The organism is Bradyrhizobium sp. USDA 4341 (genome assembly GCF_054063755.1).
The window spans coordinates 7926627-7951755 of the sequence record NZ_JBSSGO010000002.1 but is presented as its reverse complement, the minus strand read 5'-3'; the positions used below and the strand labels follow the sequence as shown (position 1 = coordinate 7951755).

General features: G+C 57.1%; 15 protein-coding genes. 4 read left to right on the top strand and 11 right to left on the bottom strand.

The features are described 5' to 3' along the window. Positions 1 to 396: 396 nt before the first annotated feature. A complete protein-coding gene (locus ACVIGB_RS43370; RefSeq protein WP_456724715.1) occupies positions 397 to 1044 on the bottom strand; it encodes an FkbM family methyltransferase in 648 nt (215 codons plus the stop codon). A 1060-nt stretch (positions 1045 to 2104) separates the two neighbouring features. On the opposite strand from ACVIGB_RS43370, the gene groES reads away from it, so the two are divergent. Both groES and groL read left to right on the top strand, forming a co-directional pair. Continuing rightward, positions 2105 to 2419, top strand: coding sequence for a co-chaperone GroES (gene groES / locus ACVIGB_RS43365; protein ID WP_456724716.1), 315 nt, complete (start codon positions 2105 to 2107; stop codon positions 2417 to 2419). Positions 2420 to 2500: 81 nt separating this feature from the next. Beyond that, the gene (gene groL / locus ACVIGB_RS43360; protein WP_456724717.1) at positions 2501 to 4141 is read left to right on the top strand and encodes a chaperonin GroEL; all 1641 of its coding nucleotides are present in this window, start codon (positions 2501 to 2503) and stop codon (positions 4139 to 4141) included. A gap of 1651 nt (positions 4142 to 5792) precedes the next feature. On the opposite strand, the gene ACVIGB_RS43355 is transcribed toward groL, so the two are convergent. Further along, complete coding sequence (locus ACVIGB_RS43355; RefSeq protein WP_456724718.1) at positions 5793 to 6011, bottom strand: hypothetical protein; 219 nt, start codon at positions 6009 to 6011, stop codon at positions 5793 to 5795. 1315 nt (positions 6012 to 7326) lie between these two features. Here ACVIGB_RS43355 and ACVIGB_RS43350 point away from each other — a divergent pair. After that, positions 7327 to 8916, top strand: coding sequence for an acyl-CoA dehydrogenase family protein (locus ACVIGB_RS43350; RefSeq protein ID WP_456749315.1), 1590 nt, complete (start codon positions 7327 to 7329; stop codon positions 8914 to 8916). A gap of 589 nt (positions 8917 to 9505) precedes the next feature. Here ACVIGB_RS43350 and ACVIGB_RS43345 read toward each other — a convergent pair. The 9 genes from ACVIGB_RS43345 to ACVIGB_RS43305 form a co-directional block, all read right to left on the bottom strand. Continuing rightward, positions 9506 to 10204 carry a hypothetical protein gene (locus ACVIGB_RS43345; protein ID WP_456724719.1) on the bottom strand — a complete coding sequence of 233 codons (699 nt, stop codon included), beginning with the start codon at positions 10202 to 10204 and terminating at the stop codon, positions 9506 to 9508. Beyond that, positions 10201 to 11376 carry an alanine racemase gene (alr, locus tag ACVIGB_RS43340; RefSeq protein ID WP_456724720.1) on the bottom strand — a complete coding sequence of 392 codons (1176 nt, stop codon included), beginning with the start codon at positions 11374 to 11376 and terminating at the stop codon, positions 10201 to 10203. The genes ACVIGB_RS43345 and alr overlap by 4 nt, the downstream gene beginning before the upstream one ends. A gap of 10 nt (positions 11377 to 11386) precedes the next feature. After that, a complete protein-coding gene (locus ACVIGB_RS43335; protein ID WP_456724721.1) occupies positions 11387 to 12469 on the bottom strand; it encodes an NAD(P)/FAD-dependent oxidoreductase in 1083 nt (360 codons plus the stop codon). Beyond that, the gene (locus ACVIGB_RS43330) at positions 12466 to 12807 is read right to left on the bottom strand and encodes a cupin domain-containing protein (RefSeq protein WP_456724722.1); all 342 of its coding nucleotides are present in this window, start codon (positions 12805 to 12807) and stop codon (positions 12466 to 12468) included. The genes ACVIGB_RS43335 and ACVIGB_RS43330 overlap by 4 nt, the downstream gene beginning before the upstream one ends. 53 nt (positions 12808 to 12860) lie before the next feature. Then, the gene (locus ACVIGB_RS43325; RefSeq protein ID WP_456724723.1) at positions 12861 to 14171 is read right to left on the bottom strand and encodes a lysine N(6)-hydroxylase/L-ornithine N(5)-oxygenase family protein; all 1311 of its coding nucleotides are present in this window, start codon (positions 14169 to 14171) and stop codon (positions 12861 to 12863) included. 24 nt (positions 14172 to 14195) lie between these two features. Continuing rightward, positions 14196 to 15413 (bottom strand): MFS transporter, encoded by a 1218-nt coding sequence (locus ACVIGB_RS43320; protein ID WP_456724724.1) that lies wholly within the window; start codon positions 15411 to 15413, stop codon positions 14196 to 14198. After that, the gene (locus tag ACVIGB_RS43315; RefSeq protein ID WP_456724725.1) at positions 15410 to 17122 is read right to left on the bottom strand and encodes a class I tRNA ligase family protein; all 1713 of its coding nucleotides are present in this window, start codon (positions 17120 to 17122) and stop codon (positions 15410 to 15412) included. The genes ACVIGB_RS43320 and ACVIGB_RS43315 overlap by 4 nt, the downstream gene beginning before the upstream one ends. Before the next feature lie 1172 nt (positions 17123 to 18294). Next, positions 18295 to 18855 (bottom strand): YopT-type cysteine protease domain-containing protein, encoded by a 561-nt coding sequence (locus tag ACVIGB_RS43310; RefSeq protein ID WP_456724726.1) that lies wholly within the window; start codon positions 18853 to 18855, stop codon positions 18295 to 18297. 792 nt (positions 18856 to 19647) lie between these two features. Next, on the bottom strand, positions 19648 to 19980 hold the full coding sequence (locus ACVIGB_RS43305; RefSeq protein WP_456725287.1) for a DUF7694 domain-containing protein: 333 nt from the start codon (positions 19978 to 19980) through the stop codon (positions 19648 to 19650). A 3678-nt stretch (positions 19981 to 23658) separates the two neighbouring features. Here ACVIGB_RS43305 and ACVIGB_RS43300 point away from each other — a divergent pair. After that, a complete protein-coding gene (locus ACVIGB_RS43300; protein WP_456724727.1) occupies positions 23659 to 25128 on the top strand; it encodes an acetyl-CoA carboxylase biotin carboxylase subunit in 1470 nt (489 codons plus the stop codon). The last annotated feature ends 1 nt before the right edge of the window (position 25129 follow it).

The window sequence follows — 25129 nt, the reverse complement described above, 5'->3', positions numbered from 1 at the left end:
TACGCGAACTCATGCAATTGCTTTGGCATTTGTTCGAACGAGTGCACCAGCTTCCAAGAGGCCCAGAACATACAACAGCCGTTCGGACGCTTAAACGCTTGGAGCGCCGGCTGGTAGTGCTGATTCAAGCATCTGAAACGGCTCGGGCGACTGACCGTAAACTCGCCGGTCGTGCCGGCTCGCTAAGCCGCTGATTGTCAGACACTCACCAAAGCCTCGACGTGGCGGCCATCGGCGGGATCTGCAATAACAGCCTCGAACCAAAGGACGCTCGCAAGCCTGTCCGGACCAGCCATGCTTCTTCGCCGTATTGATCACTCGTTGTGCAGCTCCGGGCGTCATCGACCGTGCAAATCAGTCTTCCACCCACGAATGAGCGACGGATCGAAGTAGCCGCTAGAAGCGCGTATTTTTAAGCAATACATCGCCTTCCACGTCGTGCGGATAGTGCGCCGCCACTTCGAACGACGGTAACAGGTCAAGAATAGCCTGAAGGGACAGCTGCCCTTCGTAGAGCTCGCGGTCGCTGTATTCTGTGTAGATGAAGCGCGTGTTGCTGACGGTCTGCATGCCGCCGGCGATGACGTCGGCTTCGGCTCCCTGGACATCCATCCAGATGAAGTCGATTCTGTTCAGCCCGGCTTCGTTGCACCAATCGTCAAGCCGCCGCGTTTGAACCGGGACGGGGCGATCGAAACGAACCCAATCATACTCAGTCAGATGGTTTTTCGGGCGGCGTATCGAGCCGGAAAGGTCCCATTCCTTCGCATCACCATCTGCATTGCTTGGATGGAATTCGATCATCCCGTTTCGATCACTGATCGCGAATTCGAGCAACTTCACCTTGTCGAGAGATGGGCCCAGCTTCTTCTTGAACCTCGCGATCGCTCTGGGGTCAGGCTCGAAGCAGTAGAGCTGCGCTTGCGGGCACAGGTTGAGAAAGTGTTGTGTGTCGGTCCCGTCGTTGCATCCGATATCCAGGATCACCGGATCCGACTTCTGAAGAAGGGAAACAATGTGCTGATGTATTTCCACAGAAGACACTGGTCTTTCCCCAATAGTTGAAATTTCCTGCTCGAAGCCGCAATCACATGCCAGACGCCCCCGCACAATGCATATCAACGTATATAATTTATATGCCCGTCCCCCTTTATCCAAGACCATCTGGACTGGGATACTAAAGGGGCGTCTGTCGCGGCGGGAGCCGTAGCGATTGTCTTAGGGCCACAGCCGGGCGAACGTAGATCGGGAGACGTGCACAAGAATCGGATAGCTATGCCGGTGTGCGGTCCCTCGCCCTCTAGATTAAAGATCATCTACGTCTAAACATCGTCGTGCCGACGCATTACCCGTCGGCGGCTCTCGATGGAGCGGTCGAGGACAGAGTGACCGCTGCGCAACGAAGACCAATCACCCTCGATCGCAGTTGCAGCCCAGCCAATGTCGCCCTGCCATCTGACAATCGGCGTTCCAGATTCGCACACTCACGATCCTTCGGCCCACAACTTTTAGGCTGTTTGGCCTGAAGGAGCGCGATCACGCCGAGCGTTGCTGAGGGTGCCCCAGGTCACGCTGACCGCCGCTGAATGATGGTCGCAGAACTCACCGCAACGTTCGCCGATCCCTGTACGGGCGCTCGGAGAAAACCGCATTGGTGCGGCCCGAACTCCCAAGGGGCATCGATCACGGCCAATCCGACGGGGCACGCGGCCTCCCAGGTCGCCGGGCCCCCAGAGCCAATTGGTCGCCCCCGACGAATCGGCTCGGTTCCGGAAGGCTACGCCAATTCGGGCCGTCGACCGCTGGTCACGCTACGTTCCGCTACCTCACTTCGCAGGACCCGCGGTGTGCACCCAGAGACCGCAAGATAAGGGTATAGGGGGAGTATGGTGGCGTTGACGAAACGCAATGTCATGTTCGCAACAGCTTGACTGTCTCTAGACATGATGGCGTCTGCTTCCGACCTAACACGCGCAGTCCAGGCGCGCGCTTCAGCAGAACTGCAGGCAAAAGGCGCTCCTCATCGTTGGCCTGGCTCTTGCTATCAACGATACTGTTGCAATGTGGCGAAACGCCAACTCGTTCAAACGCTCAGGAGGCCCGTATGAATTTCCGTCCGCTTCACGACCGCGTCGTGGTCAGGCGCATCGACGCTGAAGAGAAGACCGCCGGCGGCATCATCATTCCGGACACAGCCAAGGAAAAGCCCTCGCAAGGCGAAGTCATCGCCGTTGGCCAGGGCGGCCGCGACGAGACCGGCAAGCTGATTCCGATCGACGTCCAGGTCGGCGACCGTGTTCTGTTCGGCAAGTGGTCGGGCACCGAGGTCAAGATCGACGGCGAAGACCTGCTGATCATGAAGGAAAGCGATATCATGGGCGTCCTCACCGATGTGTTTTCCAAGAAGAAGGCCGCCTGACCCGGCTACGCGCACACCTCACCCCGGCGGGCGTCTGCCAGGCGCGCCGAAGGATGAGAGAATCAACCGAAGGAATTGTTTATGTCAGCCAAAGAAGTCAAGTTCGGAGTCGATGCGCGCGACAAGATGCTGCGTGGTGTGGACATCCTCGCCAACGCGGTACAGGTCACGCTCGGTCCGAAGGGCCGCAACGTGGTACTCGAGAAGTCATTCGGCGCTCCGCGCATCACCAAGGACGGCGTCGCCGTCGCCAAGGAGGTCGAGCTGGAGGAGAAGTTCGAGAACATGGGCGCCCAGATGGTGCGCGAAGTCGCCTCCAAGGCTGCTGACGCGGCTGGCGACGGCACCACCACGGCGACTGTGCTTGCAGCCGCAATCGTGCGCGAAGGCGCCAAGTCGGTCGCCGCCGGCATGAACCCGATGGATCTGAAGCGCGGTATCGACCTCGCGGTCGAAGCCGTCGTGGCCGACCTCAAGAAGAACTCGAAGAAGGTCACCTCGAACGAGGAGATCGCCCAGGTCGGCACCATTTCGGCCAACGGCGATGCCGAGATCGGCAAGTTCCTCGCCGACGCCATGAAGAAGGTCGGCAACGAGGGCGTGATCACGGTCGAGGAAGCCAAGTCGCTCGAGACCGAGCTCGACGTGGTCGAGGGCATGCAGTTCGACCGCGGCTACATCTCGCCCTACTTCGTCACCAACGCCGACAAGATGCGCGTTGAGATGGACGACGCCTACATCCTCATCAACGAGAAGAAGCTCTCCTCGCTGAACGAGCTGCTGCCGCTGCTCGAGGCCGTGGTGCAGACCGGCAAGCCGCTGGTCATCGTCGCCGAAGACGTCGAAGGCGAAGCCCTCGCCACCCTCGTCGTCAACCGCCTGCGTGGCGGCCTGAAGGTCGCGGCCGTCAAGGCTCCGGGCTTCGGCGATCGCCGCAAGGCCATGCTGCAGGACATCGCGATCCTGACCGGCGGCCAGGCCATCTCGGAAGACCTCGGCATCAAGCTCGAGAACGTCACGCTGCAGATGCTCGGTCGCGCCAAGAAGGTGATGATCGACAAGGAGAACACCACGATCGTCAACGGCGCCGGCAACAAGACCGACATCGATGCCCGCATTGCCCAGATCAAGGCGCAGATCGAGGAGACCACCTCGGACTACGACCGTGAGAAGCTGCAGGAGCGTCTCGCCAAGCTCGCAGGCGGCGTCGCGGTGATCCGCGTCGGCGGCGCGACCGAGGTCGAGGTGAAGGAGCGCAAGGATCGCGTTGATGACGCGATGCACGCGACCCGCGCGGCGGTCGAGGAAGGTATCCTGCCGGGCGGCGGCGTCGCCCTGCTCCGTGCCTCTGAGCAACTCAAGGGCCTGCGCACCAAGAACGACGACCAGAAGACCGGCGTCGAGATCGTGCGCAAGGCGCTGTCCTGGCCGGCCCGCCAGATTGCGATCAACGCTGGCGAAGACGGCTCGATCGTGGTCGGCAAAGTCCTTGAGAACGAGCAATACTCGTTCGGCTTCGATGCTCAGACTGGCGAGTACAGCAATCTTGTCTCCAAGGGCATCATCGACCCAACCAAGGTCGTGCGCATAGCGGTCCAGAACGCGTCCTCGGTGGCGGCCTTGCTGATCACTACAGAAGCGATGGTCGCCGAGCTACCGAAGAAGACCGCGGCGGGTCCTGCGATTCCGCCGGGTGCTGGCATGGGCGGGATGGACTTCTGATCTGCCTCTCAAAACGTCGACTGATGCGGAACCCTGGCCGGCACGCCAGGGTTTTCCCATTTCCGGGCCGCCGGAGGCGTATCGGGTGCCAAACTGGCGGCTTCACGCTGGGCCTACATTTAGTTCTGATGCGTGGTCCCAAGCGCCAGGATAGCGTTCCCGACCTTCGGTCTGACACCTCGTCGATCGGACCTGTTTGAAAGTCCGTCAAACGAGGGCGGATACTCGGCGGCGCGGTGATCAAGTACTGGAGAAGCGCAAGACTACCAATTTGACGCATAGATTTCACAGAAGGGCCTAAGCGAGGGATCCCCGCTGAAGCCAGACCGAACTTGCCGAATCGCTGTTCGGTGAAATCAGCGGCCGTACCAAGCTGCGAGCCTGGTGGAGAACTGCCACCTTGCCGCTCCCCTACATACCACAATCTCTCCTTGCCAGTTTCGCTCATCGCTTACATTTCCACGCAACCAGATCGTGAGTCGATAGGGCACATCGCTCTGGACAGAAGCGCAAGATCGTCGGACTTGGAGGCAGTCGGGCCGGCCGGTCAGTGATACCGTGTCCAATGCTCCAACTCGTCTTCGTACCCGAGTTGAGCCCAGGCCGGTTGCCGGCGAGCCACCGCGTTCGTCGGCCGCACTGCCGGGCACTCAGAAAGCCAGTTCTCGAACCGACCAGCTCGTCATTGGTGCGTTCCAGATTGCTGATTGCTTGACGCACCCCTGTTCTGATTCACGGTATCGCTTCGGCTGGTCTCTGATTGGCCGGACATGAGCCAGCCCCGTTGTTCCTACATTGCCTTGGGTCCCGGTCATCGCTTCAAATACGGACATTCCGTGCGGGCCGATGGTCATAACTACGGGATTGCCATCCCGTGACTTCGCCTGAACAACCAACGACCTTGCGACTACTTTGACGTCTGCAAAGCCGGCGTTCTGCAGGTCTCGTCGAATTTTTTCGATTACGTCTGCACCTTGCGCTCCGCCATCTTTCCGAGCTGCTTCGCCCGGGCTATTCTAATCGTTGTTACTCGAAGCTGCATCCATTTGCGAATTGTTGACAGGTCCCGCGTTATGCGCAAGCGCCGACGAAGCGGATAATGCCAGTAAGACTGATGCAACGGTCATCAATTTCATGAGCGGTCTCCTTTGGCTGACCTAACTCGTAATCGGTTCGAACCCCGATCGTTCCTCTCACCCGAGACGTCTCAGTCCGCCCTACTCCAGTTCATCTGCTTCAGCTCAGAGGCTTGGCGCCGCGCAAGGTTCTCACAAGTTACGGGCAAGAGACCGATGCAACATCGGGTTGTCGCGAAGAAATGACTACAACTGAACCGCTAGCGTGGAATGTAGGGGGCTCCCGCCGCCCTGACGGTGAAGACCCTCGATCTCCCTAGCAGAGCGAGACGAGGCGAAGCGCATCAAAAAATGGGTTCACCATCTCTCCAGAATCCGCTCTGTTGGCCTGCTGCATGCCAAAGGGCGGCAAACCGATAGTTCTAAATCTTGCTTGCGTCGGAATCGACCTGCTGGAAGGTACGTGCGGTGAGGCTCACGCTTGACTGGCGCCGCTAAGCGGAAAAGAGGCCCCTATCGACCCCTGCGGCGGCGTCGTCCCAAGCCGACCGCATGCAAAGCCTTACCCGAGCCAGTCAGCTAGCATGTTCAGCCCCGCTACCTCGCAGAATACGCAGCTTAGCAGCAACATTTCGCCGATGGTAGCCCTGCGCCCGGACGTCTTCGCGGATTTGCTCGCTGACCGAGCGTACGATGCGTTTCTTCTTCCAGTTTCTATTGAATTGGAGCGGGATGGAATCGCCCCGGGGAACAACGAGAAGGTCGTTCCGTTCGTTCACGTAGATATCGTACATATTATCCTCACTGCGGGCGAACATAGGCCGAAGTTCAAGCCGTTTGGTGACTTCGACGACACAGTCGTGAGAAAGCACGCAGGCCCTTTGCTCTCGAGAGCCTCAAGGTCATCTCCGCATTCACGGCATCGCGTGTGTTGGGCATGACATCCAATGCTGGCATTTTTCTCGCAGGACTAGGAACAACTCCGTCCCTTCGTTATCCTGCCTTCCATAGCGGACCCCGCGCAACCAGTCACCCAAGGCCTGACCAGCACGGCACTCGCAGCAGAAGGCCGGTGAGCCAGTCAAGGACGCTCAGCCGCCGATGGAGAACCGGCGGGTCGGATGTACCTAACGACGCTGGAGGTTGAACAAAGGAGTGACGCAAGTGCCGCGCCGAACGCAAGGCGAGGCGGTTGGCTGCAGAATGTACGAACTGCCGGCAGAAGAATAGCATCGTGAAGCGCCAATAATCGCCTTCGCAAATGATCAAGGCCACTCCTATCCTTGGATTCTTAGGGGATCATTAAAGGCATTGCGCTGTGAGAGACGACGGCGTCGGATGCCCGAGCGAAGTGAAGAACGGCCTCGGGACACGGCTGATTAGGCTGATGACAGCCCAGATGAAGGGACGCATGAGCAGGGCGCCAAGACCCCAAGGTTGCGAGGTGCAAGTGGCCGTCCTTGTCGAAAGCTGATCAATGGCGTTTCCTCGAGCGTGCGCCAGGTGCTCGGCTATTGGCAATCTCGCCTAGTGCAAGGCTGGCAACTTCTCGATGCGTCCCGTCCCGTTCTGGCCATTAGTTCTTGCCAAGAAGGCTACCAAACCAAGCGGATGCCGTAACCAGATTTGCACCTCAAAGGACCAGCGGCGCAGCTGCCGGCGGCCGGACCGTCCCCAATAGTGGCGATAGCATGCAGACTTCGTACCTGCTGCGCCCGAACGGTTCGGCGTAAGGTCATCGGCACTCCTGAGGTCAACGAAATCGAAGGACCCGCCGGCGGGTCGCGAGCCGGACGCTTACGTTGCCAAAGCCGATGCGTCCTACAGTCGACGCCGATCGCTACGCTGTTTTCGCACATTGTCCGGTTTTTGCGCTTCAGCTGGGTTCAATTCCGGCCTGCAAGCGGTGACTGGTCGCGTTTGAACCAATTGTGACTGCATCGCTCGTCCGGCGAAGGCCATTGACCTGGCCATCTCTCAGGCGTTGCGTGACACTCCCGTGGGGAATTTCCGCGCTGCGCAGGGCGTGTTCTTCTGGATACGCTTCTTAATCTTCAAGGTGACTCTGCCGGCGGGCTATACCAATGTCTATTCGAGCCAGCCACACGGATGATTGGCATAAAGCGCGGTGGCAATCATTGTGGCCGCATGGATATGGACACTCAAGTTTGCGCCGTGTTTGAGGACGCGCGGGAACACACAGCTGGAGTTCGTGCACCCAGTCTATACTCCAGTTTGATCCATGACCTCAGTCAGCTGAATTTCGCAGATGCGGATGATCGCCGAGCATTCCCTCCGACCCTACACAGCATGCTGGCAAGGCATGGACTGTTCGGGCTCACCACACGGGTAGAGCACGGCGGATTAGCTCTTCCCTTGCAGCAGGCCATCGACCTCATCTCAGCGACTGCATCTTTCGATGTCTCCGCTGCCTCTACCCTCGTCATTCATAACTTCCTGGCCTTGCCTTGCATCGAAGCGGCACCGCACGTCCCCGACCAAGAGCAGATCATACGGGGCGCAACACGTGGCGATCTTTGCGCTTTCGCTTTGACAGAGCCTGGAGCCGGCTCTGCCCCGAGGCACATACAATCTTCGGCTTTCATGCATGAAGATAAAGTGCGCATCTCCGGCCGCAAAATCTGGATTGGCCTAGCGGACTGGGCTCGCTGGATCGTTTGCTTTGCGCGAACTTCCGGTTGTGATGCCAAAGGTCGGCTTGTTGGTGTACTGGTTGATAGGCAGGCTCCAGGCCTAAAAGTAACGCATGAGCATCGCACGCTTGGTCTACGTGGGATTATTCAGAATACTCTCGAGTTCCAGGATGTCGAGGTGCCGCGTGCCTATGTGCTCTCGCGCGACCAAGACGGCTGGGGCGCAGCCGCATCTAGTATGAACCGCGGCCGGATCGGTGTGGCTGCCATGGGTCTTGGGGCGCTTGAGCGAGCGATCCAGGTCGCGGCTTCGTATGCAAATCATCGTCGGCTTGGTAAGCTGCGCATGATTGAGAACAGCTATATCGAGCACCTGTTTGGGCAAATGGTACTGCGCCGGGAAGTAGTGAAGGCGATGCTTGCCGCATCGTGCCGACTCGTCTCCGGCCAGGGCTCCCCCAATATCCATCTTGCGTCGGCAACAAAGGTACTATCGTCCGAGTGGTGCGGCCTTGTCGCTGATCAATGCGTCCAACTGTTAGGTGGTCGTGGGTACGACGAGGGGACGCCTTTAGCTAAAATCTATCGTGATGCTCGCATTCTGCGCATCTTCGAAGGCCCAACGGAGACGCTCTTATCACATCTCGGCCGCTGTCTTCTTTCCAGGGCCACACGCGATGAAATATCCGACCTTTTTGTGTCTCTGGGCGCGGCGTCGATTCACGCTGCCGCAATCGAGGAGCTCTGCGGGCTCGATCAAACAGACGGTGCCGTGCTAATCTATGCGGGTTGGCTCACCACACTGGGGCTAGCGCAAGCTGTCATAACTGCTGGTGCCTTCTCTGAGTCAGACTGTGCTACAGCAGCAGCTGACCTTGTCCGCACGGAAATAGCAGCTCTGCGTGCTCGCGCGCCAGCGCGCCTATCCTTTGAAGGCCGCGGTCGGGCCAGTGAGACTTTGGCCAGTTTTCTTGAAGATGCAGCCTGCTCCATCCGTTCACCTGTGCTCACAGACGACTATCTCAAACTGGTGCAGTATGTCTGATGTCCGGCCGGCAAATGGAGCGAGGAGGTAGATCGCAAGACGAGTCATGGCGAACTCGCCGAGGTCCGGCTCGGAAGGCCTCGCCAAGAGTACAGCCGCTGACCGCACGCTCAAGGCTGTCTCACACAGATCAGTCCCCCTCAGCGAAGCCACCAGGCGAGGGCTGGCTACGGCGAGCGATTGTCTACTGAGAAGCATCTACCTCCGAAGGAGTAGCTCGCCTCCTGCCGCGGTATCCGAAGGAGCTTCGAACAGGGCCGATATCAGACGTATGATCACGGGACTAAGTTGCTCCTGGCCTCGGCGTGCACCCCCCGCTGGGGCCTTCTTTCTGCGCTTCGGTTAGCCCGACTTCGCAAGCCTGCCGCCCTGCCGTTTGATCGGAGCCCCGCGACTGGACAAGTCTCCTGGCCCGCGCTCATTTCGGTCGATTATGACAACCGGGACATGGCATGGCACCGCAGCGCGCCGCCAATGATCCAGTGTCAGCCCCCGCTTCCATTTCATCTTCGCCGACGCCTAGGATGAAGCAAGGATCGTTCATCCTCCTCACCCCTTCAGCTTGTCTCGTAGGACCAACCAATGAGCTTCAGATTCGCTCGTTGTTAAAATGGAGAACGTTACAGACGTCAGAAGACTTTGCGTCATTCAAACGGAAGCCATATGCCAATATTCGACTCGTCAAAACACCTGGATGGAAAGCAAAGGCTCGAAAACCGCTGCAGCAGTCCAAGCGAACGTAGTCATCGGTACGCACTACAGTCTGAACGTTTATCCCGCATAGCTCATAGTATTCCAGACGCGCCGCGGTCGCCGCCTCGCTAGTTGAAAACAGCGACAAAGCGAGATCAAAAGGCGTCTGACAGATCCGCATGAGAAATTCCATTGGACCATCCATGGTGCCAAGAAAATTAAACGGCAATATGCAAAGCACTCGTCCGTCATATCGCCGCATAATCTCATTGACCAGCCGCTTTCTTTTGAAGAATTTGCTAGCCTCGCAACAGACGATCGCCGCTTTCTCATTTATTAGTCTTCGTGCGCGAGGTGGATTTATATCGATGCCAAGGTAATCACTATCATTACTCTTGACGCCGATAAGACGATAGCAACTACAACCTACCTCAATGATCAAACGGTAGGGGATCGAGCGCAGGAGCTCGAGGTAGAAGGCTCTCTCAAAGTCATGGTACTGACGCACCCGAGCGGTGAAGTAGTCCGGATGCATAAGGCGTGTGCCTTCATCGTCAAGATAGATCGCTCGATTCAATTGGCGGGAGGAGTTCACTGGCGCCTCATATCAGCTCGCTCGGCTGAGACATAAAGCCTGCGACATCGCCGTCCGATCCCTATGGTCAATTCATCGCTCAGCATTTTCGCGGCCGAAGCCACATCTCCGACAGTCTGCTCGGGGCAGATCAGGTCGACCACTGTACCCGGCACAATCCAGCTCTCGGGCAGATCCGTTACGTCAATGGTGATGAGATCCATCGAAACGAAGCCGACGATCGGCGCACGGGTACCACATATAAAGACATGCCCTCGATTGCCGAGGCTACGCGGGAACCCATCTGCATAACCAATAGACGCCGTAGCGACACGCATCCTCCTCTTCACCTTGTAGGACCGGTGGTATCCGATCGCTTCCCCAGCTTTTACCCTGCGACATTGAATGATTCTTGTTCGCAGGCGGACGACTTGCGATGGCTTGAATTCGGGATCATCGGAGATGGAAAGGCCGAATATTCCCCCACCCGACCTTATGAGATCGAAATGAAACTCACCTCCGGCAAATAGTCCCGCGGAGCTCGACAGCGAAAGAATAGCTTTCGGGAATAGATGGGCGAGATTGCGGAACCGACATAGTTGCTGACGGCTGATTTCGTCTCGCCACTCCGCGCAGGCGAGCTGGCTCATGAACAGCACGACTGGCAACTCCGACAGCGCGCCTTGATCCTCGGCCACTTCTTGCAACTCATCAATGGGAAATCCTAGTCGAGACAAGCCCGTGTCGACATGGATACCTGCCGGCAACAGCCGGTTGCGAAGGCGGCAATGCCGAAGCCAAGCATCCAGCTGCTCCCGGCTGTTCAGGATTGGCAGCAACTGGTGATGTTCGGCAGCCGCCTCCAAGCCGGGGATAGCGCCGTGAAGCAGGTAGATCCTGACAGATGATGGCAGCACAGCGCGCAAGGCAACGCCTTCCTCCACATCGGCAACGAAGAAATGCCGGCAGCCCAGGCCAGCAAGGAACGGCGCTATACGTAGCGCGCCGAGACCGTAGGCGTCCGCCTTGACAACTGCGCCGCAAGCGCTGTTTGGCGCCAGCGCCCGAAATTTCCGGTAGTTAGATTCTATCGCGCTGAGATCAACAACCATTGTCGATCTCGAGGTATTGATATATTTGGCGTCCGACAGATTAGCAGAAAGGTCGGACTCGACACCAATCACATCCGGCATTTGCCTTGCCTCATGTCGCGGTAATGCCACATGAAGACTCCAGGGATCGTACCGCCTCTTCCGCACATGCCGGCCCAAAGCGAAACCCATTACCCGCACCACCGCCAATCACATGCAGACCTGCAACATCTCTTGCTGGACGGCAAAACGGGATACCATCGTCAGAATAGCAGTCACAGAATACGCGTACTGACGCCACCGCCGGAGGCGCGGCGGAAAACCACTTTGCCAGAATTGCGGAGGCACGCGCGAGATCATCTGAATTGACGCGCAATTCGTCGCGGTCCGGCTTCACATCCCATTCCTGCGAGGTAAAGCTGAATAACCAATATCCCTGCTCGATCATGGGAATGAGGAAGGCGTAGTCATCGAACAGCCCTATCATTGGACAGTTCGGCGTTGGGCGAGCGGCCAAGTGTAGCGCGACTACCTTCTTAACCCGCAATCGCGGTTCATCGGTTAGATGCTCGCGCAATGGCGACTCTGGTAACCAGGGGCCGATTGCAAGAATGGCCCGCATCGCCGAGAGTTCGCTCTCATCATAGGCCTGAAGAAGAATCCCCCTCGGTCCCTGCCGTATCCTTGCAATCGATGTACTCTCGCATATCGCAACGCCCTTTATCTTGAGCCTTTGAACCATGTCCTGAACGATGGCATCGACTTGACAGTAAGAGCCCCGATCCAGCATCACGGCCACATCGGACGGACTTATAAACCGTGGCAGAGATGAAAGCCTCTCGGCCAACGCGAAAGATGTTGATGGGGTCGGGCAGCCCACGCTGCTCTGGCGCGCAAATTCATTGGGATTGCGTGTCAACCAAAACACATCACAGTCTCGACCCTTGGGCCAATGTCCGCCGGGATAGATCTCGCGCCAGAATTTTGAACCACGGTCGAAGAGCTTGCTTTCCTTTTCGTTACGACAGATGTTGATCTGGATTCCCGGAGCAAATCCACTGGCACCTGACCCAATGATATCTCGTTCGAGGATGACAATACTTTTCTCCGGGCGATCGCTTGCTGCGATCAAGGCAGCACTGAGGCCCATAACTCCAGCTCCGACGACTGCGAGGTCATAGATCCTGTCGGTCATTGAGTTTGTTTCCAGGAGATGGACAAGGCGCTCAGAACTTCGCTGCCGGTGTTTTGCAAGCAATGGGTTTGATTTGGCCGCAAGAACACTAGATCGCCTGCCTTGACAGCCAGCTCACCATCGTCGGTCATTACCCGACCGTGGCCGCTCGCGATTCGCCAGATCTCGGCGGAAGGATGAGAATGAGGCGTCGACACCACGAACGGATCGAGCCGGAATTCGAGGAGTTCAATCGGACAAGAGATCTTGGGATCAGCTATCCCTTTTACGTCCTGTAGCAGTACGCCGGGGCTATAGACCGTCGTGTCGCCCAAGGTCATCAGCTGTGCATTCTTCATGGTCTATCCCCAATCATGTAGCTAGATCGCAGTATGTTGCTCATTGTTGATCCTCAGCGGGCGCTCCCGCACACTGTGCCATCCCACTTGACGACACCGGTTGAAGGTCCGCAATCGTAGGCCACACGACCAATGATAGAATTGAGAACCGTTGCAGCTCGCCAAGGAACTAGACTGAGATTTGTGTCAGCGATGCCATGTTGAAAGCGCGCGCCGTTTTGTACGTACAAGCGGCATCTTTCGGGGCCATCAAAACGAGCCCGGAACTCCTTGCCGACCACGATCTCCCGAGAGCCACCAGGCGCACTCACAATCGAAAGCCGGTGTGCGACCGGTTCCAGAAAAGGAGGGATTTCGGTGCGGTAGCCTGTGGCCAGGACTATAATGTCAGCGACATGTTCTGCGCGAACGCCGGTGGCCTGCTGGCGTACCCCCAGGCGAAATGGAGATATAGCATGTAGCTCCTCAGCCGTGGTGTCGACGCGTATTTCCACGTGAGCGGGATACGAACCTCGACGAATTTCACGATCGTAAAGTGCGTTGTAGATCGCGCGCAGTGTCGATGGGTTGACGCCATCGCTCGCCAAAGCCTGCCGTTCAAGGGTTTGCTTTCTGACGGCTTCGCTTTGCTCAAGGAACCATCCGCCGTACTGTGGAAAGAACCATTCATTGACGAAGGGACTATCTTCGAGGGCGAATATGCTTGCGCGGCGCGTGATCCAGGCCAGGGCTCCCAGCGCACCGCATGCACCAGTTAGCAGATGAAGAAATATTTCTGCTCCGCTTTGGCCACCACCTACGACGACAACACGCTTGCTGGAGAACTCGCGGCGCCGCAGGAGGAGCGTACTCGCGTGAAACACCTGATTCTCCGGTGCATTTCTGCTCCAGTCAGGAACGGAGGGTACCCGGCCTACGCCGACCACTGTCGTACAGGTCTGATAATTGCGGCGATTAGTAGCGATACTAAACGCTTCGCCACGTAGTTCGACTGAAATAACCTGCTCGCCGAATTGAACGTTCGCTAGCTTTTCTGCTGCCCATTTCAAATAATCTTCAAATTCACTCCGGCCAACCGAAGCGATTCCTCGAACAATGGCTTGATAAAGCCGTCTTTTCTCGTGCAAATAGGCGAGAAAGCTGTATGCACTGGTCGGATCTGCCGTTGTTACCAGGTCCTTTAAGGGGCTGGTTTGCATAAGAGCCCCATCTAGAAGCAAACCTGGATGCCAATTCACCGTCTCAGATCTTTCCAGGATGTGTAAGGAAATTTCCGGAATCGGAGCCGCGAGCGCTGCCAGGCTCAAATTCGCCGGGCCTGCGCCGATGGCGGTTACCTGATGGCCATCGCCCTGCTTTGACATCACATTATCCGCAAGATGAGCCACTTAACGCTCCGGGCTCGTCGAAAACACTTGAATTGCGAGAACGATGCCATTTCCACCGACAAGCATCATCATGATCATCAGCAGATCATCGAAGCTGTGAGCGCTCAGGATCCGCCCGGCGATATATGGAAATCCGAATAGGCCAACGAAGTAGGAAAGCGTGAAGACCTGAGAAGCAACCGCCAATGATGTCCCGTCTGTACTTGCAATGAGGACAACCATACCGTTCAGAGTCGAATAGCTAAGTCCGTATCCAAGGGCGAATATCGCTGTACCGAGGATGTAGATCTCCGCACTGCCTGCATTCATCAAAAGTAAGAATAGCCCCGCTATGGTGCACACGATGAGGAACGCAGCTACCCACTCAAGCCGGACCTTTCCGATGACGAACGCCACCGCGAAGCGCAAGAAAACGGCTGTCAACGTGAAGACTAGAAAGAATGTATCGGCGGATTGACCCCGCGATGAAGCGTAAAGCGTCTGAAACGTGGACAGACCGGAAAACACGCACGCGCCGATGCCGATCATGACGATCGGATAACGCGTTTTCGACTTGAAGGCCTCTCGCACCCCCTCAAACGTAAGTCGAACAGTCGCCATTTTGATCTGAGGAGCCTGTGCCAGTGCCCTGCCGGCTAACTCCAACAGCATCGCGCCAACGAGACACGCAGCCGCGAATAAAGAGTACACTGCGATGTAGGACGCAGAAATCTCCGCGACGGTGCGCGCCAGGGGAACAGCAAGTCCGATCCCCAGCATTTGGGATCCGGAAAGCAAGGTGAGATACTTGACACGAGCCGCAGGCCGCACGCGTTCCAGGATTTGAAGCGGCGCCAGCATGTAGAAGATTGACCACCCAATGCCGAGCGAGAGCCCGCCGAGATAAGCCAGTAACATAAAAGCTGGCGCCGCTGCAAAACAGATCATTGCAATTGCCATCACCGCGGCAGCGAGGGTGATCGTTCGCATCACGCCCAACAAATCGGCGATCCGGCCAGCTACAAGCGAACATAGTATTGTCGCGACCGTACCGGTCGAAATAACTGCCCCGGCTACGGATGCGCTCTGTGGAGCGGACCGCAGAGCATCCACGAGAAGGAAGCTCGACCCATAGGATGCGGCCAAGCTGATACTACCAAGGATGAATGGAATCGAGACCTCGAGCGGCACTTCATCGGGCAATTTCTCGGCGGCGACAATGTTTGCTGCGGCTCTCATGGTGCAACGTTTCCAGGAAGGCACCGATCAATGTCTGCGGCCGTCAACCGGCGCCCATCAATTCTCGGTACGATTCCGCGTCGTTCGGATGAGGGTCGCGCAGCGCAGGCTGCGAGGGGATGTCCGTCATGACCGAGCCAGTGCCACAGAGCTTCTGTTATCCTTGGCATCAGCGGCCAACCCAGTATGCTGAAGCCCATCAACCATGTGTAAGCGACCTGATGGCTTGAATTGAAATCAAGATAATCGAGCCATTCGGTCACCGATCTGGAAGCTTGCGATACGCGCAGATGATCTAGCGAGAGAGCTGCGCACTGTCGGTCGTACAGCCGGTTCAGCGCGATCATCATCGCATCATCTACGTGACAGGCGGTGAAGGCTGGCGTCGCGTTTATGGTGTCCGTACAACGGTTGATGACCACAGAGCTCCTGTCGAGAATCGCATTATAGCGATCAACCAATTGCTTTGGGATCAGATCGGTTTCCGCTTCTTCCGGGCAGATTTCCGACAGACACACTCTGAGGATATCGATACATATATCCGGCACTTGAACAATTTCACCCGCCCAAATCACGTGGCCGCGACTGGTGGAAAACTTCGATCCGTTCAACCGAAGGAAATGATTAAAGAAAATTCGATCAAATTGGCGAAATGGCTCCTGGCCCAATGCGCAACCGGTAACTCCGACGAGCATCGGGATTGTATTGTCGATGCCGGTTGCGCCGATCAGGAAAGTATCGGAACTGTGCGCAAAGGCGCTTGGCGTGCCCGATGCCTCCGTATCTTTATGCCCGCAATAGAGGGAATGAGCGTAGAGCAACGAGGAGTAGCTAAACAGGATCTGACGAGTGTTGAACTGCTGCGAATTCCAGGACAATCCATGCAGGCCAGGAACGGTCAACCGCATTTGCTGCCCTTTGCGAGCGACATACCGCTTCCCTATCTCCACAAAGGGAGGTTCGATAGCCGCATCGTCCCACGCCCGGACGAGCTGGTCGTTTCGAGTAATTGAGAGAAAGGCGGAAATGTTATCTATCCATTCTACGATCCGCCCTCGCCTCGACACCGGATTTTGTGCTTCATCGGGCTCGAAATGATGTCCACACTGTTCGCAGAAGAAGCTCCCTGCAGCTGCCTCGCATACGGGGCAGGTTGCGCCAAACCAGCCCCCAATGCAGAAACGCTCCTCCGTTGGCGTGAGAGCAGAGCCCGAATCGTCGATGGGTAACCGCGCTGCGCGAAACTGCAACGATCCTGCTGCAGATAACGCGTCCATTAGCGCGTTGCTGACATTGGAAAACCGCTGAAGATTTTTGCCATGGGCCGGATCATCGAAATGATCGAAAACGATCCCTAGTGAGGCGAGATCGTGAGCAATCCCGACATGGAAGCCATGAGCCAAGTCCGACGGGTCAATGTTCTCGCGCGCTGCTCGGACCAGAACATGGTTCTCGAAACCGTCGGTCGTCAGACCGGAGCGAACATGATGCCCTGCCCTCTTCAGGTGCCTTTGTACGACATCCATTCTGAGAAATGGCCCGGCAGCGTGGCCAAGATGTGCCCTGCCATTAGCCGTCAAGTTGACGGGCGAGATATATACGTCAGCGGGATGCGTGTTCGCTACGCTTAGCGGCGTGATGATTGGGCTTCTTCTCATATCTGCACAAATGACATCAGGAACAGTTCCTGAAAACACCCGAATAGACATCCAGATAATTCGCCACGACAACGGGAATACGCATGCGGCTTGACAGGTTATGGATCCCATCGGTTTCCGGATTTAGAGCCGGGGGTGTTCAAAGCGTGTCATACACTCTTTGAGTACTTCTAGATCCTCTCCTAGCTGGACGCTTCACGTGTCGGTTCACCTCAGCTCGCAACCTGGCCAATCTCTCCACCTCTGCTTAGTCAATCGAACCGATCGCCCCCCGGGAGCGATCGAGACGACGCCGTGAAGAAGCAAGCGGCGCGCCAATCCAAAATTGTTGATTTTGCCTTTGCCGCGGCCTGCGTTTACGTCGACCACCGACATCTGGTCACGAACCTGACAGGCGGATCGGTCGGGCCGGCAGGAATCCGCCACAGGTGCTCTCCACTTCACTCCCTCACGAGCAACGGCGACTCGTGGGATGAGCAACCGGGGGCCGGCGAGGGCGACTGCGAGCTCACGATCGGCCCCAAGCCGCCGTTCCGGCCCTTGCAAAGTTGCAGATGATACCACCTATGCGGACGGGCGCGCAGCGATCAACGAGGCCCGCACGAAACGGATACACGAGCTCTCATTGGACGAGATCCGATAGCTTGCTGCGAAAAACGCACCTTACCGACGAGCCGATTGCGCTTGAGAGTAGGTAGTTCCGCGCATCGCTGAGAACCGGCCAGCCGGCGAACATGTCGCCAATCAAGGGGTCGAGGCCATTGAAGCCAACGCCAGCAGCTTAACCCCTGTTTCTGGAACGTTTAGACGGCTTCAGCCTTGCGCCTCAAGGGATGAGTGGTCGCGCGAATTCAACCGAGACCGATCAACAGACACCGTTTGTGGCTTCCCGAGCCGCACAATCCGGGCGCAGGGCCATTCAGCTATTGAAGTTCGGGGCAGCGGCCCTCCGTCGTGCGTGAGCGGTCCGCCTTTCTCAAGCAAGCAAGGCGATCTCGCTAACGTACAGCACTTTCTCCGCAGAACTGTCCGGGACCTCTCCGCCAAGCTGCGACACCTTCAGGGCAGTACCGGGACGATCTGCGCGATCAAGAGCCGCAAATTCGACCTTCGATGGCTTCTGTGTTGCACCTCAAACCAATGCGGTTGCCCTTCTCCATCGTTTCTGTCAGGCAAAAGAATTCGCGCCAGGACGTCGAACCGACCTCCGAAGCCCGATATGCTCACGTCATTCTTTGCGTGACGACCATGGATATATCAAGCCCATTCACGTTACTGTAACGGTCGCCGAGGCTTTTGAATAACTCGCCCATCTGGCGTGAGCGAACGGTAAATTCTCCATAATTTGGATCAAAGAGAGTCGTCATTCCATTCGATGTCGAGCTAGCAATTGCATGTGCGCCACCCGCGGCAAAACGCAGGCTGATCAGGTAAACCGATCGATCGTCCGTGATTTCATTCACTATCCGGGCAATTCGGGAGGACGTTCCAAACGTATATCGAGTCTGCTCGTCCGCAGGCTCCAATCCCGCCTCACGCAACATTGTAGTTTTTGCGTGAAGGTTGGGAGAATCTCTCGCCCTGTCACGTTGCAACAACGCCTTGAGATCTTCATATCGCTGCTGCCGCACTGCTGCCGAGGCATGGTTTTGAGCGCCCGGTAACAGTGCGCTCATTCGGGACGAAGGGCTGCTGGCGAGATTGAGGAACCACTCCGCTGCCAAGCCGACGCAGATGCCATCGACATTGGCGCCAGGCAATTCGGTAGTTCTGTATTGGAACAAAGGCTGGCTCGGCTCCGCGGGAGAGGCTGGATTTGAGCCGGAAGACAGAGAAGAGGTGGAGGTGGGGGGGGTCCGACGAGACCGGGGTGTGAATGTTTGCATCCGAGGTATGCGGCCTGCTGCAGCAGAGCCCCATTTTATCTGACAGTTCTTCAGGAGGCTGGCTCTCTCCGTGCGCGAGATCCGTAAGCGCTTGCTCGAAGTGGCTGTTGTCCGCCGACTGACTCAGTTCATCAGCTTGATTGGCGCGGGTGGCTTGGCCACTTACTGGATCAAACATGACGGTTCGCGTGCCTCTTTAGCGTAGGCTTGCCTAGACCGAGTGGGCTGGGCAAGTCCCACTTGCGAATCATATTGCGGCAAGCTGACGATGAGCTGACGAGGAAGAACAAGTTGGACAAGCCGCCGCATGGTGTCTCTTGGATGGCCACCTTTTCTGCTCCCGAATCCCGGTCGAAATGCCGGAGCGTGGTCGCCGACTTAAAGGATGCGGAGTACTCGGGCACAATCCTCGGCCGAATGCAATTGTTGTTGCCGCGCCCGAGTTTGGCCCGGCTCCGCACGCAGGTTTGACGCGGCCAGGATCCGATCCCGATTCTGTCGTTTCCGTACTGGCCCGCACGAGACCTTGCTGGGCCCGTGCGTTATCATTAACCTCCTGCTTCGCAGGGCTAAGAAGCCTGGGGCGTTAGGCAAGCGGAAGAACCGACATCTTCTGTTGCGGTGCGGCCTGCCAGCAGTGCCGAACCACTGCTTTTCATCTTCCACGCAGACAATCTTTAACTTACCGCATCATGCTGTCGCACTCATGCGCGCAAACCACATTGCCGCCTCTGACGGGCCGAGCCCAACGATGCCCACGAAGCCAGGTGGTGGCATTGGGATATCCCGATGAGTTGGCCTCCACAGATGCAGGCAATACCGACTGTTATTTACATATTGCGAATGTGGGGGATGCAGTTGCATGACACATTCCTCTTCATCCCAGAACAGGTCTTTGACGAAGCACATCTCTTCCCAATTGGGACAACGTCGCGGCGTCGAGACAGCGACATGCTCCCAGCCAGGACGGATTAATCCGCTGATTCTCAGTTCACAGCCGCAAGGCCCCTGTACAACGAACATGCCGCAAGGACCTGATCCTGGAAGGCTGGCAAACTGGCCATATTGTACGCGACCGGCCTCCAGCTTCTCTATGATTTGCGCCCGCACGTCTCCTCCTTTGCCTCGTGGGCCGCCTTGAAGTCGACGTAGATGACATTTTTGTCTCGCAACTCACAACTCGGCGTGTGTTCCGTCCACCTTGGGACGCCGCTCCAATACCATTCTTCAGCGAACCACCTGCTGAGAAAGCTGCAGATGTCCATCACTTGTTCTCCTGTCGTTCTTGGACGCTGACGCCCTGCTCAGCACGGTTGCGAATCCTTACGGGGTCCTGATTGCCCGAATGCAAACCGTGCAAGGTCCGCTCGATAATCACCCGGCGCATAGGTTGGAATTTCCGCTCTGCGAGGCTCGGTGGGTATGGGGGACCCGACACCCCCATCACCGCACGAGGCCCACGCGGAGCACCTTGCTCATTGACAGCAGCGTACACCGCCGAACGACGCCCGCTTCAGCACGCGATGTGTCCTTGAGCTTTCGCAGTTGACGCACAATGTTTCGCTGCGTGCGCCGGGTCGAGGTCTCGCGGAGATGCGCTTTTATCCTACGGAGGCGTCGAGGGCCACCACCTCATCGCCGTCGGATCGACCGCCATGCTTGGCATGCACTCCGAAATGGCCTCTAGACATCTACCTTCCATTATCGCTCGCAATACCACAGCACGTTTCGCCTATCCAATGCTTCAAGAGCGATATTGCTGCCTCGCTAACTGTCCTGTAGTCATTCGCAGCTTTCTGCTCGCCACTCTGAAACAGTGCCAATGCGTCATCTATGTGACCGTGATTGATTCGTGCGGGAGCAAAATCGAAACTGGCTCGCTTCACGCCGTGAAGGTTAGCGCATTACGTGTCCCTACACCGATAACATCCAGCCGTCGATGAGGACTCGTAAGCTAATGGTCAGAGAAGCTGATTAGTCTATCTTGAGGGACTGCAACCGCGGCGCCGTTGGCTGCCCCTTTGCCGCGTCCCTACAATGCAACTCCCAACCCTTGTTTGCGGAATGTCGCTAGCGAGCTCTTACCTTCTTTCGATGCCGATGTCGTATTCCAGACACCAAGGTCGCAACTCCGACCAAGGGCAGCGAGAGCGTGTCGCCAAACCGAGCGGGGGACTTCCTGTTCGCATCAAGGCTGCGCCGGCACTTGTCCGCTTGTGGCATGCTGATTGCTGCAGTGAGTCCAGGCCTCACTCATCTGGCTATTTGTTTGGTTCAGAGCGATGCACTGCCCAGCGCCACTCAGCTTTGGCAGCACCTCTTCTGACCGCCACGGCATGAGAACACCATCACCTAGATGCACGTCGCGCCACAAACAAGAATCCGACAACCCGAGCCTTGAAGGAAGACTGCGAACTTATGAACGACACGATTCATCCCGAAACCAGCCGTTCTCCGTGGACCAGTGCGGCACCTGCTCAATGACTCACTGGCGCGCACCAAAGCACCCGACTGTCAGGCCTTACGACGCCGATTGCCATTGTTTGCAGGCGCAACGGCGATGGAATCTATGGCCGCTGGCCGCGCTCCTCCTGGGTGCGCTGCTCTGGGCGGGCATTTACTGGATCGTCGCATGAGCCAAAGAAGCTCGCGGAACTGACAAATCACAAGAAACGCTGCGTCGGGTGGCGCGCACCTCCCGACCTCGACGGTCCGATTGTAGGGCGGCAATATGCCCATCGTCAGTTGGAAACGGAGACTTCTTTCACAGGCCAGCTTTGCGCCCCGGCACGGCTAGCCAGACATGAATTCGTAACTGAGGCAGGAAGACGCACCCGGAATACCATACCGAACCAGATTCGAGGCCACTCAATATGCTTCGAAGCCACAAGGCCTACGTGGACAAAAACACTAAATCCCGCGCTACTTGCTTGGATGTACCGATCGCTGAGTAACATTTGCTCTGGCACTGCCGCTGTCTAGCTGAGGCACGGCTTATCGAGGCGCAGCAAAGCCCTATAGCTCTCGCTCGGACCATGTTTCGTCCTCGCTTCTGCGCGTCTGCCATTCTTGGGCACGCCGAGCCAGCTTATCGTACTCGATCGCAACGTTAAGAAGCCTGTCTCTGGGTTTACCGTAAGCGAGCCCTTCCGCTTTCTTTCGCGTTGCTTCCGCACGGCTTCGCCAGTGGTCGGGCTGGTAGAGTTTGCTTTTTGGATTCATGCCGTGAGCATGCAATTTGGACATCAAAGAAATGCGACGCCGGCGCTCCGTATAATCACGTAAGAAATGGCAGCTACCAGGCCGCACCAATGTACGCGCTGGCATTGCGTGCGCACCTCGCATGATGCCCTGTTGTCCCGTTGCAGCCGTTCAGCGCGCAAAACCGCCCATAGTAGCGGAGGCTCGCACGGAATATGCACACCGTAGACGATACTCGGTCGATTTGACCCAAGAAGGGGCTTGAATCGTACGCAGCGTCAGATTGTACATCCTGGACAGGTCGGGACCGCCTCCGACAAATACAGACGCTTCCTGCAGGCAATGAGAATAGCGAATGTGTCAAACATCTAAACGCACCTGGCGAGAGTCACACAGGATCATACGCTTCTGCACATGCGGGCTTGTTCACACGTTATCCGAGGCCACTTCGGCCAGCGGCGGAAGAAATCGGGCCCTCCGATATTTCCGCAGGAGGCACTCTCATCCCAATCACCGTCTCCACATTAATGTGGAGCGTAGGCCAACTACACAAAAAATGACCTGGAGGCGTCCCATCAGGGTGCGTTGCGCAGAATCAATTGCGTCATCAGCCATTGCTTGAGCGCACCTGGCTTTGATTCATCTCTCTGCCTCGATATGCCCGGCACCGGGCCACACGTCTTGTTCGATCCCGCATCGCGCGGCTATGGCGACAATTATCGGCCGTCAGGTGGGCTGCTCAAACACCTCAAGACGTGCCAAGCCGAAGGTCTCAGGACATCGAGGCATACCAGACCGACTGCACAGTCGCCCGGAAGCTCAAAATGATCGCTTACACGGCCAGCTCAGCTGTCAGTACCTTGCCGTCTAACTGGCGCTCACCCCTACTTTGGAGCGGCTCATTCTGTCTTTTCGCACGGCCGCGCCATGCGAGACTAAATCCGCGAAACGGGAACTTGCAGGCAGTGCACCTGGCACGACACGTCTGTGGCCCGACGGACAGACCATTTTGCGCTTCGCTCAAGACGGCCAATATTGCAGATCCACCGACCTAAAGGAACGACATGACTCAAGACCAAGGGCCCTGTTTGGCTTCGCTCCTCAAATCCTGTCGCGCCATCGATCTAGCTGCCGCAGTGACTGCTGTAATCCCGAGGCAGGTAATCGCGCGAGATCAAGCTCCGACTTCCGAGGATAGACAGGCTTGTATGGAGGACGTGCTTCGCTTTTGTAGCAATCACATACCGAGCCACGTCGCTATCCTTGCTTGCCTCAAATCCAAGCACGCGAGCCTCAGCCAGCAATGCCGTTACGTGATCTCCTCGCGAGATGCGCGCAAGAAAGACGACAACTCGATGTGAGGGATCGGGTGGCCGGTTCGCCCGCCTCACGTTCCGAAATGGCCTACCCTAGCACGCAGGACGTTCACGCGACGTCGGCTGGAGGCACCGAGCCTGGCCGCTCACGGCGGTCTGCTTTCACGCTTATCTGGATAGGCAAATGCAACAATTGCCCTTCGATACCGTTCTGATCGCCAACAGAGGCGAGATAGCCGCCCGCATCATCAAAACGTTACGTAAGCTTGGACTCCGTTCTGCAATCGCCTACCACGAGATAGACGCGAGAACTCCCGCGGTCTTCATGGCCGACCTGGCTATCCAGATCAGCGGTAGCACGCCGATCGCAAGTTATCTCGATACTGGGCAAATTATCGCGGCCGCCGACAAGGCCCGCGCCGGCGCGCTGCATCCGGGTTATGGGCTGCTTTCCGAAAATGCGGCGTTCGCCAGAGCCGTGACAAACGCCGGCATTGCGTTCATCGGTCCTCTTCCTGAAACCATCGAACTGATGGGTGACAAGATCCGCGCACGCAATTTCGTTCAGTGCAATGGCTTTCCGGTCGCCCCCTGCGTCATCGAAGAAGATGATCCGGCGACATTTGCCTCCAGAGCGCAGGCCATGGGAGTTCCTCTGCTCGTGAAGCCATCGGCTGGCGGTGGCGGAAAGGGCATGCAGATTGTACACGACCTTAGTACTTTGGAGGCAGCCATCGAGCAGGCGCGCAGTGAAGCGGGCCGTTACTTTGCAGATGCCCGACTTTATGCCGAGCGATATCTCGAAAACCCGCGACACATCGAAGTACAGGTGCTCGGTGATTGCTTTGGGAACCTCGTCCATCTGTTCGAGCGCGAGTGTTCCGTGCAGCGCCGGTTCCAGAAGATTATCGAGGAAACGCCCTCGTCCGCGCTATCTCATGAATTGCGGGCTCGAGTTTGCGATACGGCGGTTCGCATCGCTCGTTCAGCGAACTACCGGAATGCAGGAACGGTCGAATTCATCTTCAGCGGAGATGATTTCTACTTCCTCGAAATGAATACACGACTTCAGGTCGAGCATCCGGTCACCGAGATGATTACTGGCCTCGATCTGGTGGCAGAACAGATCTATGCGGCAGCGGGCCGCGAACTTGCATTCTCCCAGTCCGATATCGTTTCAAACGGCCATGCAATCGAGCTTCGGCTGTACGCGGAGGCTCCTGAACGCGGATACGTTCCGAGCACCGGAAAAGTACTTCTTCTCGAGTATCCCGATGGCGTACGGATCGACAGCGGTATAATGCAAGGCCAGCACATCACGTCGGCCTTCGATCCGATGCTCGCCAAGATCATCGTGCATTCACCAAGCCGCATAGAATCTACTCTGAAAGCCCATCGTGCGGTTCGCGAATTGATTTTACTTGGGTGCGAGACCAATGCGAACTTGCTCGCCCGGATCCTTTCCGACGAGGCATTCCTCGGCGGTCATTTTCATGCCAGATACCTTGAAGAGAACCCGCATCTCGCAGCGGGTAATTTTGCTGCCGGAATGTCTGCGTTCCTAGCATCCGCTGCTCTCCTGACGAGGCCGGTCCGCGACTCGGCAGATGCCGTGCCAGAGCTTCATTCAGCGCTCGGCAATTGGAGAAACTGAA

What these genes read in the sequence shown, in the direction of transcription:
- ACVIGB_RS43300 (WP_456724727.1), top strand. Translation starts at nt 23,659, where the DNA reads ATGCAACAATTGCCCTTCGATACCGTTCTGATCGCCAACAGAGGCGAG.
- groL (WP_456724717.1), top strand. Translation starts at nt 2,501, where the DNA reads ATGTCAGCCAAAGAAGTCAAGTTCGGAGTCGATGCGCGCGACAAGATG.
- ACVIGB_RS43330 (WP_456724722.1), bottom strand. Translation starts at nt 12,807, where the DNA reads ATGAAGAATGCACAGCTGATGACCTTGGGCGACACGACGGTCTATAGC.
- ACVIGB_RS43350 (WP_456749315.1), top strand. Translation starts at nt 7,327, where the DNA reads ATGATTGGCATAAAGCGCGGTGGCAATCATTGTGGCCGCATGGATATG.
- ACVIGB_RS43305 (WP_456725287.1), bottom strand. Translation starts at nt 19,980, where the DNA reads ATGTTCGTTGTACAGGGGCCTTGCGGCTGTGAACTGAGAATCAGCGGA.
- alr (WP_456724720.1), bottom strand. Translation starts at nt 11,376, where the DNA reads ATGCCGGATGTGATTGGTGTCGAGTCCGACCTTTCTGCTAATCTGTCG.
- ACVIGB_RS43325 (WP_456724723.1), bottom strand. Translation starts at nt 14,171, where the DNA reads ATGTCAAAGCAGGGCGATGGCCATCAGGTAACCGCCATCGGCGCAGGC.
- ACVIGB_RS43315 (WP_456724725.1), bottom strand. Translation starts at nt 17,122, where the DNA reads ATGTCTATTCGGGTGTTTTCAGGAACTGTTCCTGATGTCATTTGTGCA.
- ACVIGB_RS43320 (WP_456724724.1), bottom strand. Translation starts at nt 15,413, where the DNA reads ATGAGAGCCGCAGCAAACATTGTCGCCGCCGAGAAATTGCCCGATGAA.
- ACVIGB_RS43355 (WP_456724718.1), bottom strand. Translation starts at nt 6,011, where the DNA reads ATGTACGATATCTACGTGAACGAACGGAACGACCTTCTCGTTGTTCCC.
- groES (WP_456724716.1), top strand. Translation starts at nt 2,105, where the DNA reads ATGAATTTCCGTCCGCTTCACGACCGCGTCGTGGTCAGGCGCATCGAC.
- ACVIGB_RS43335 (WP_456724721.1), bottom strand. Translation starts at nt 12,469, where the DNA reads ATGACCGACAGGATCTATGACCTCGCAGTCGTCGGAGCTGGAGTTATG.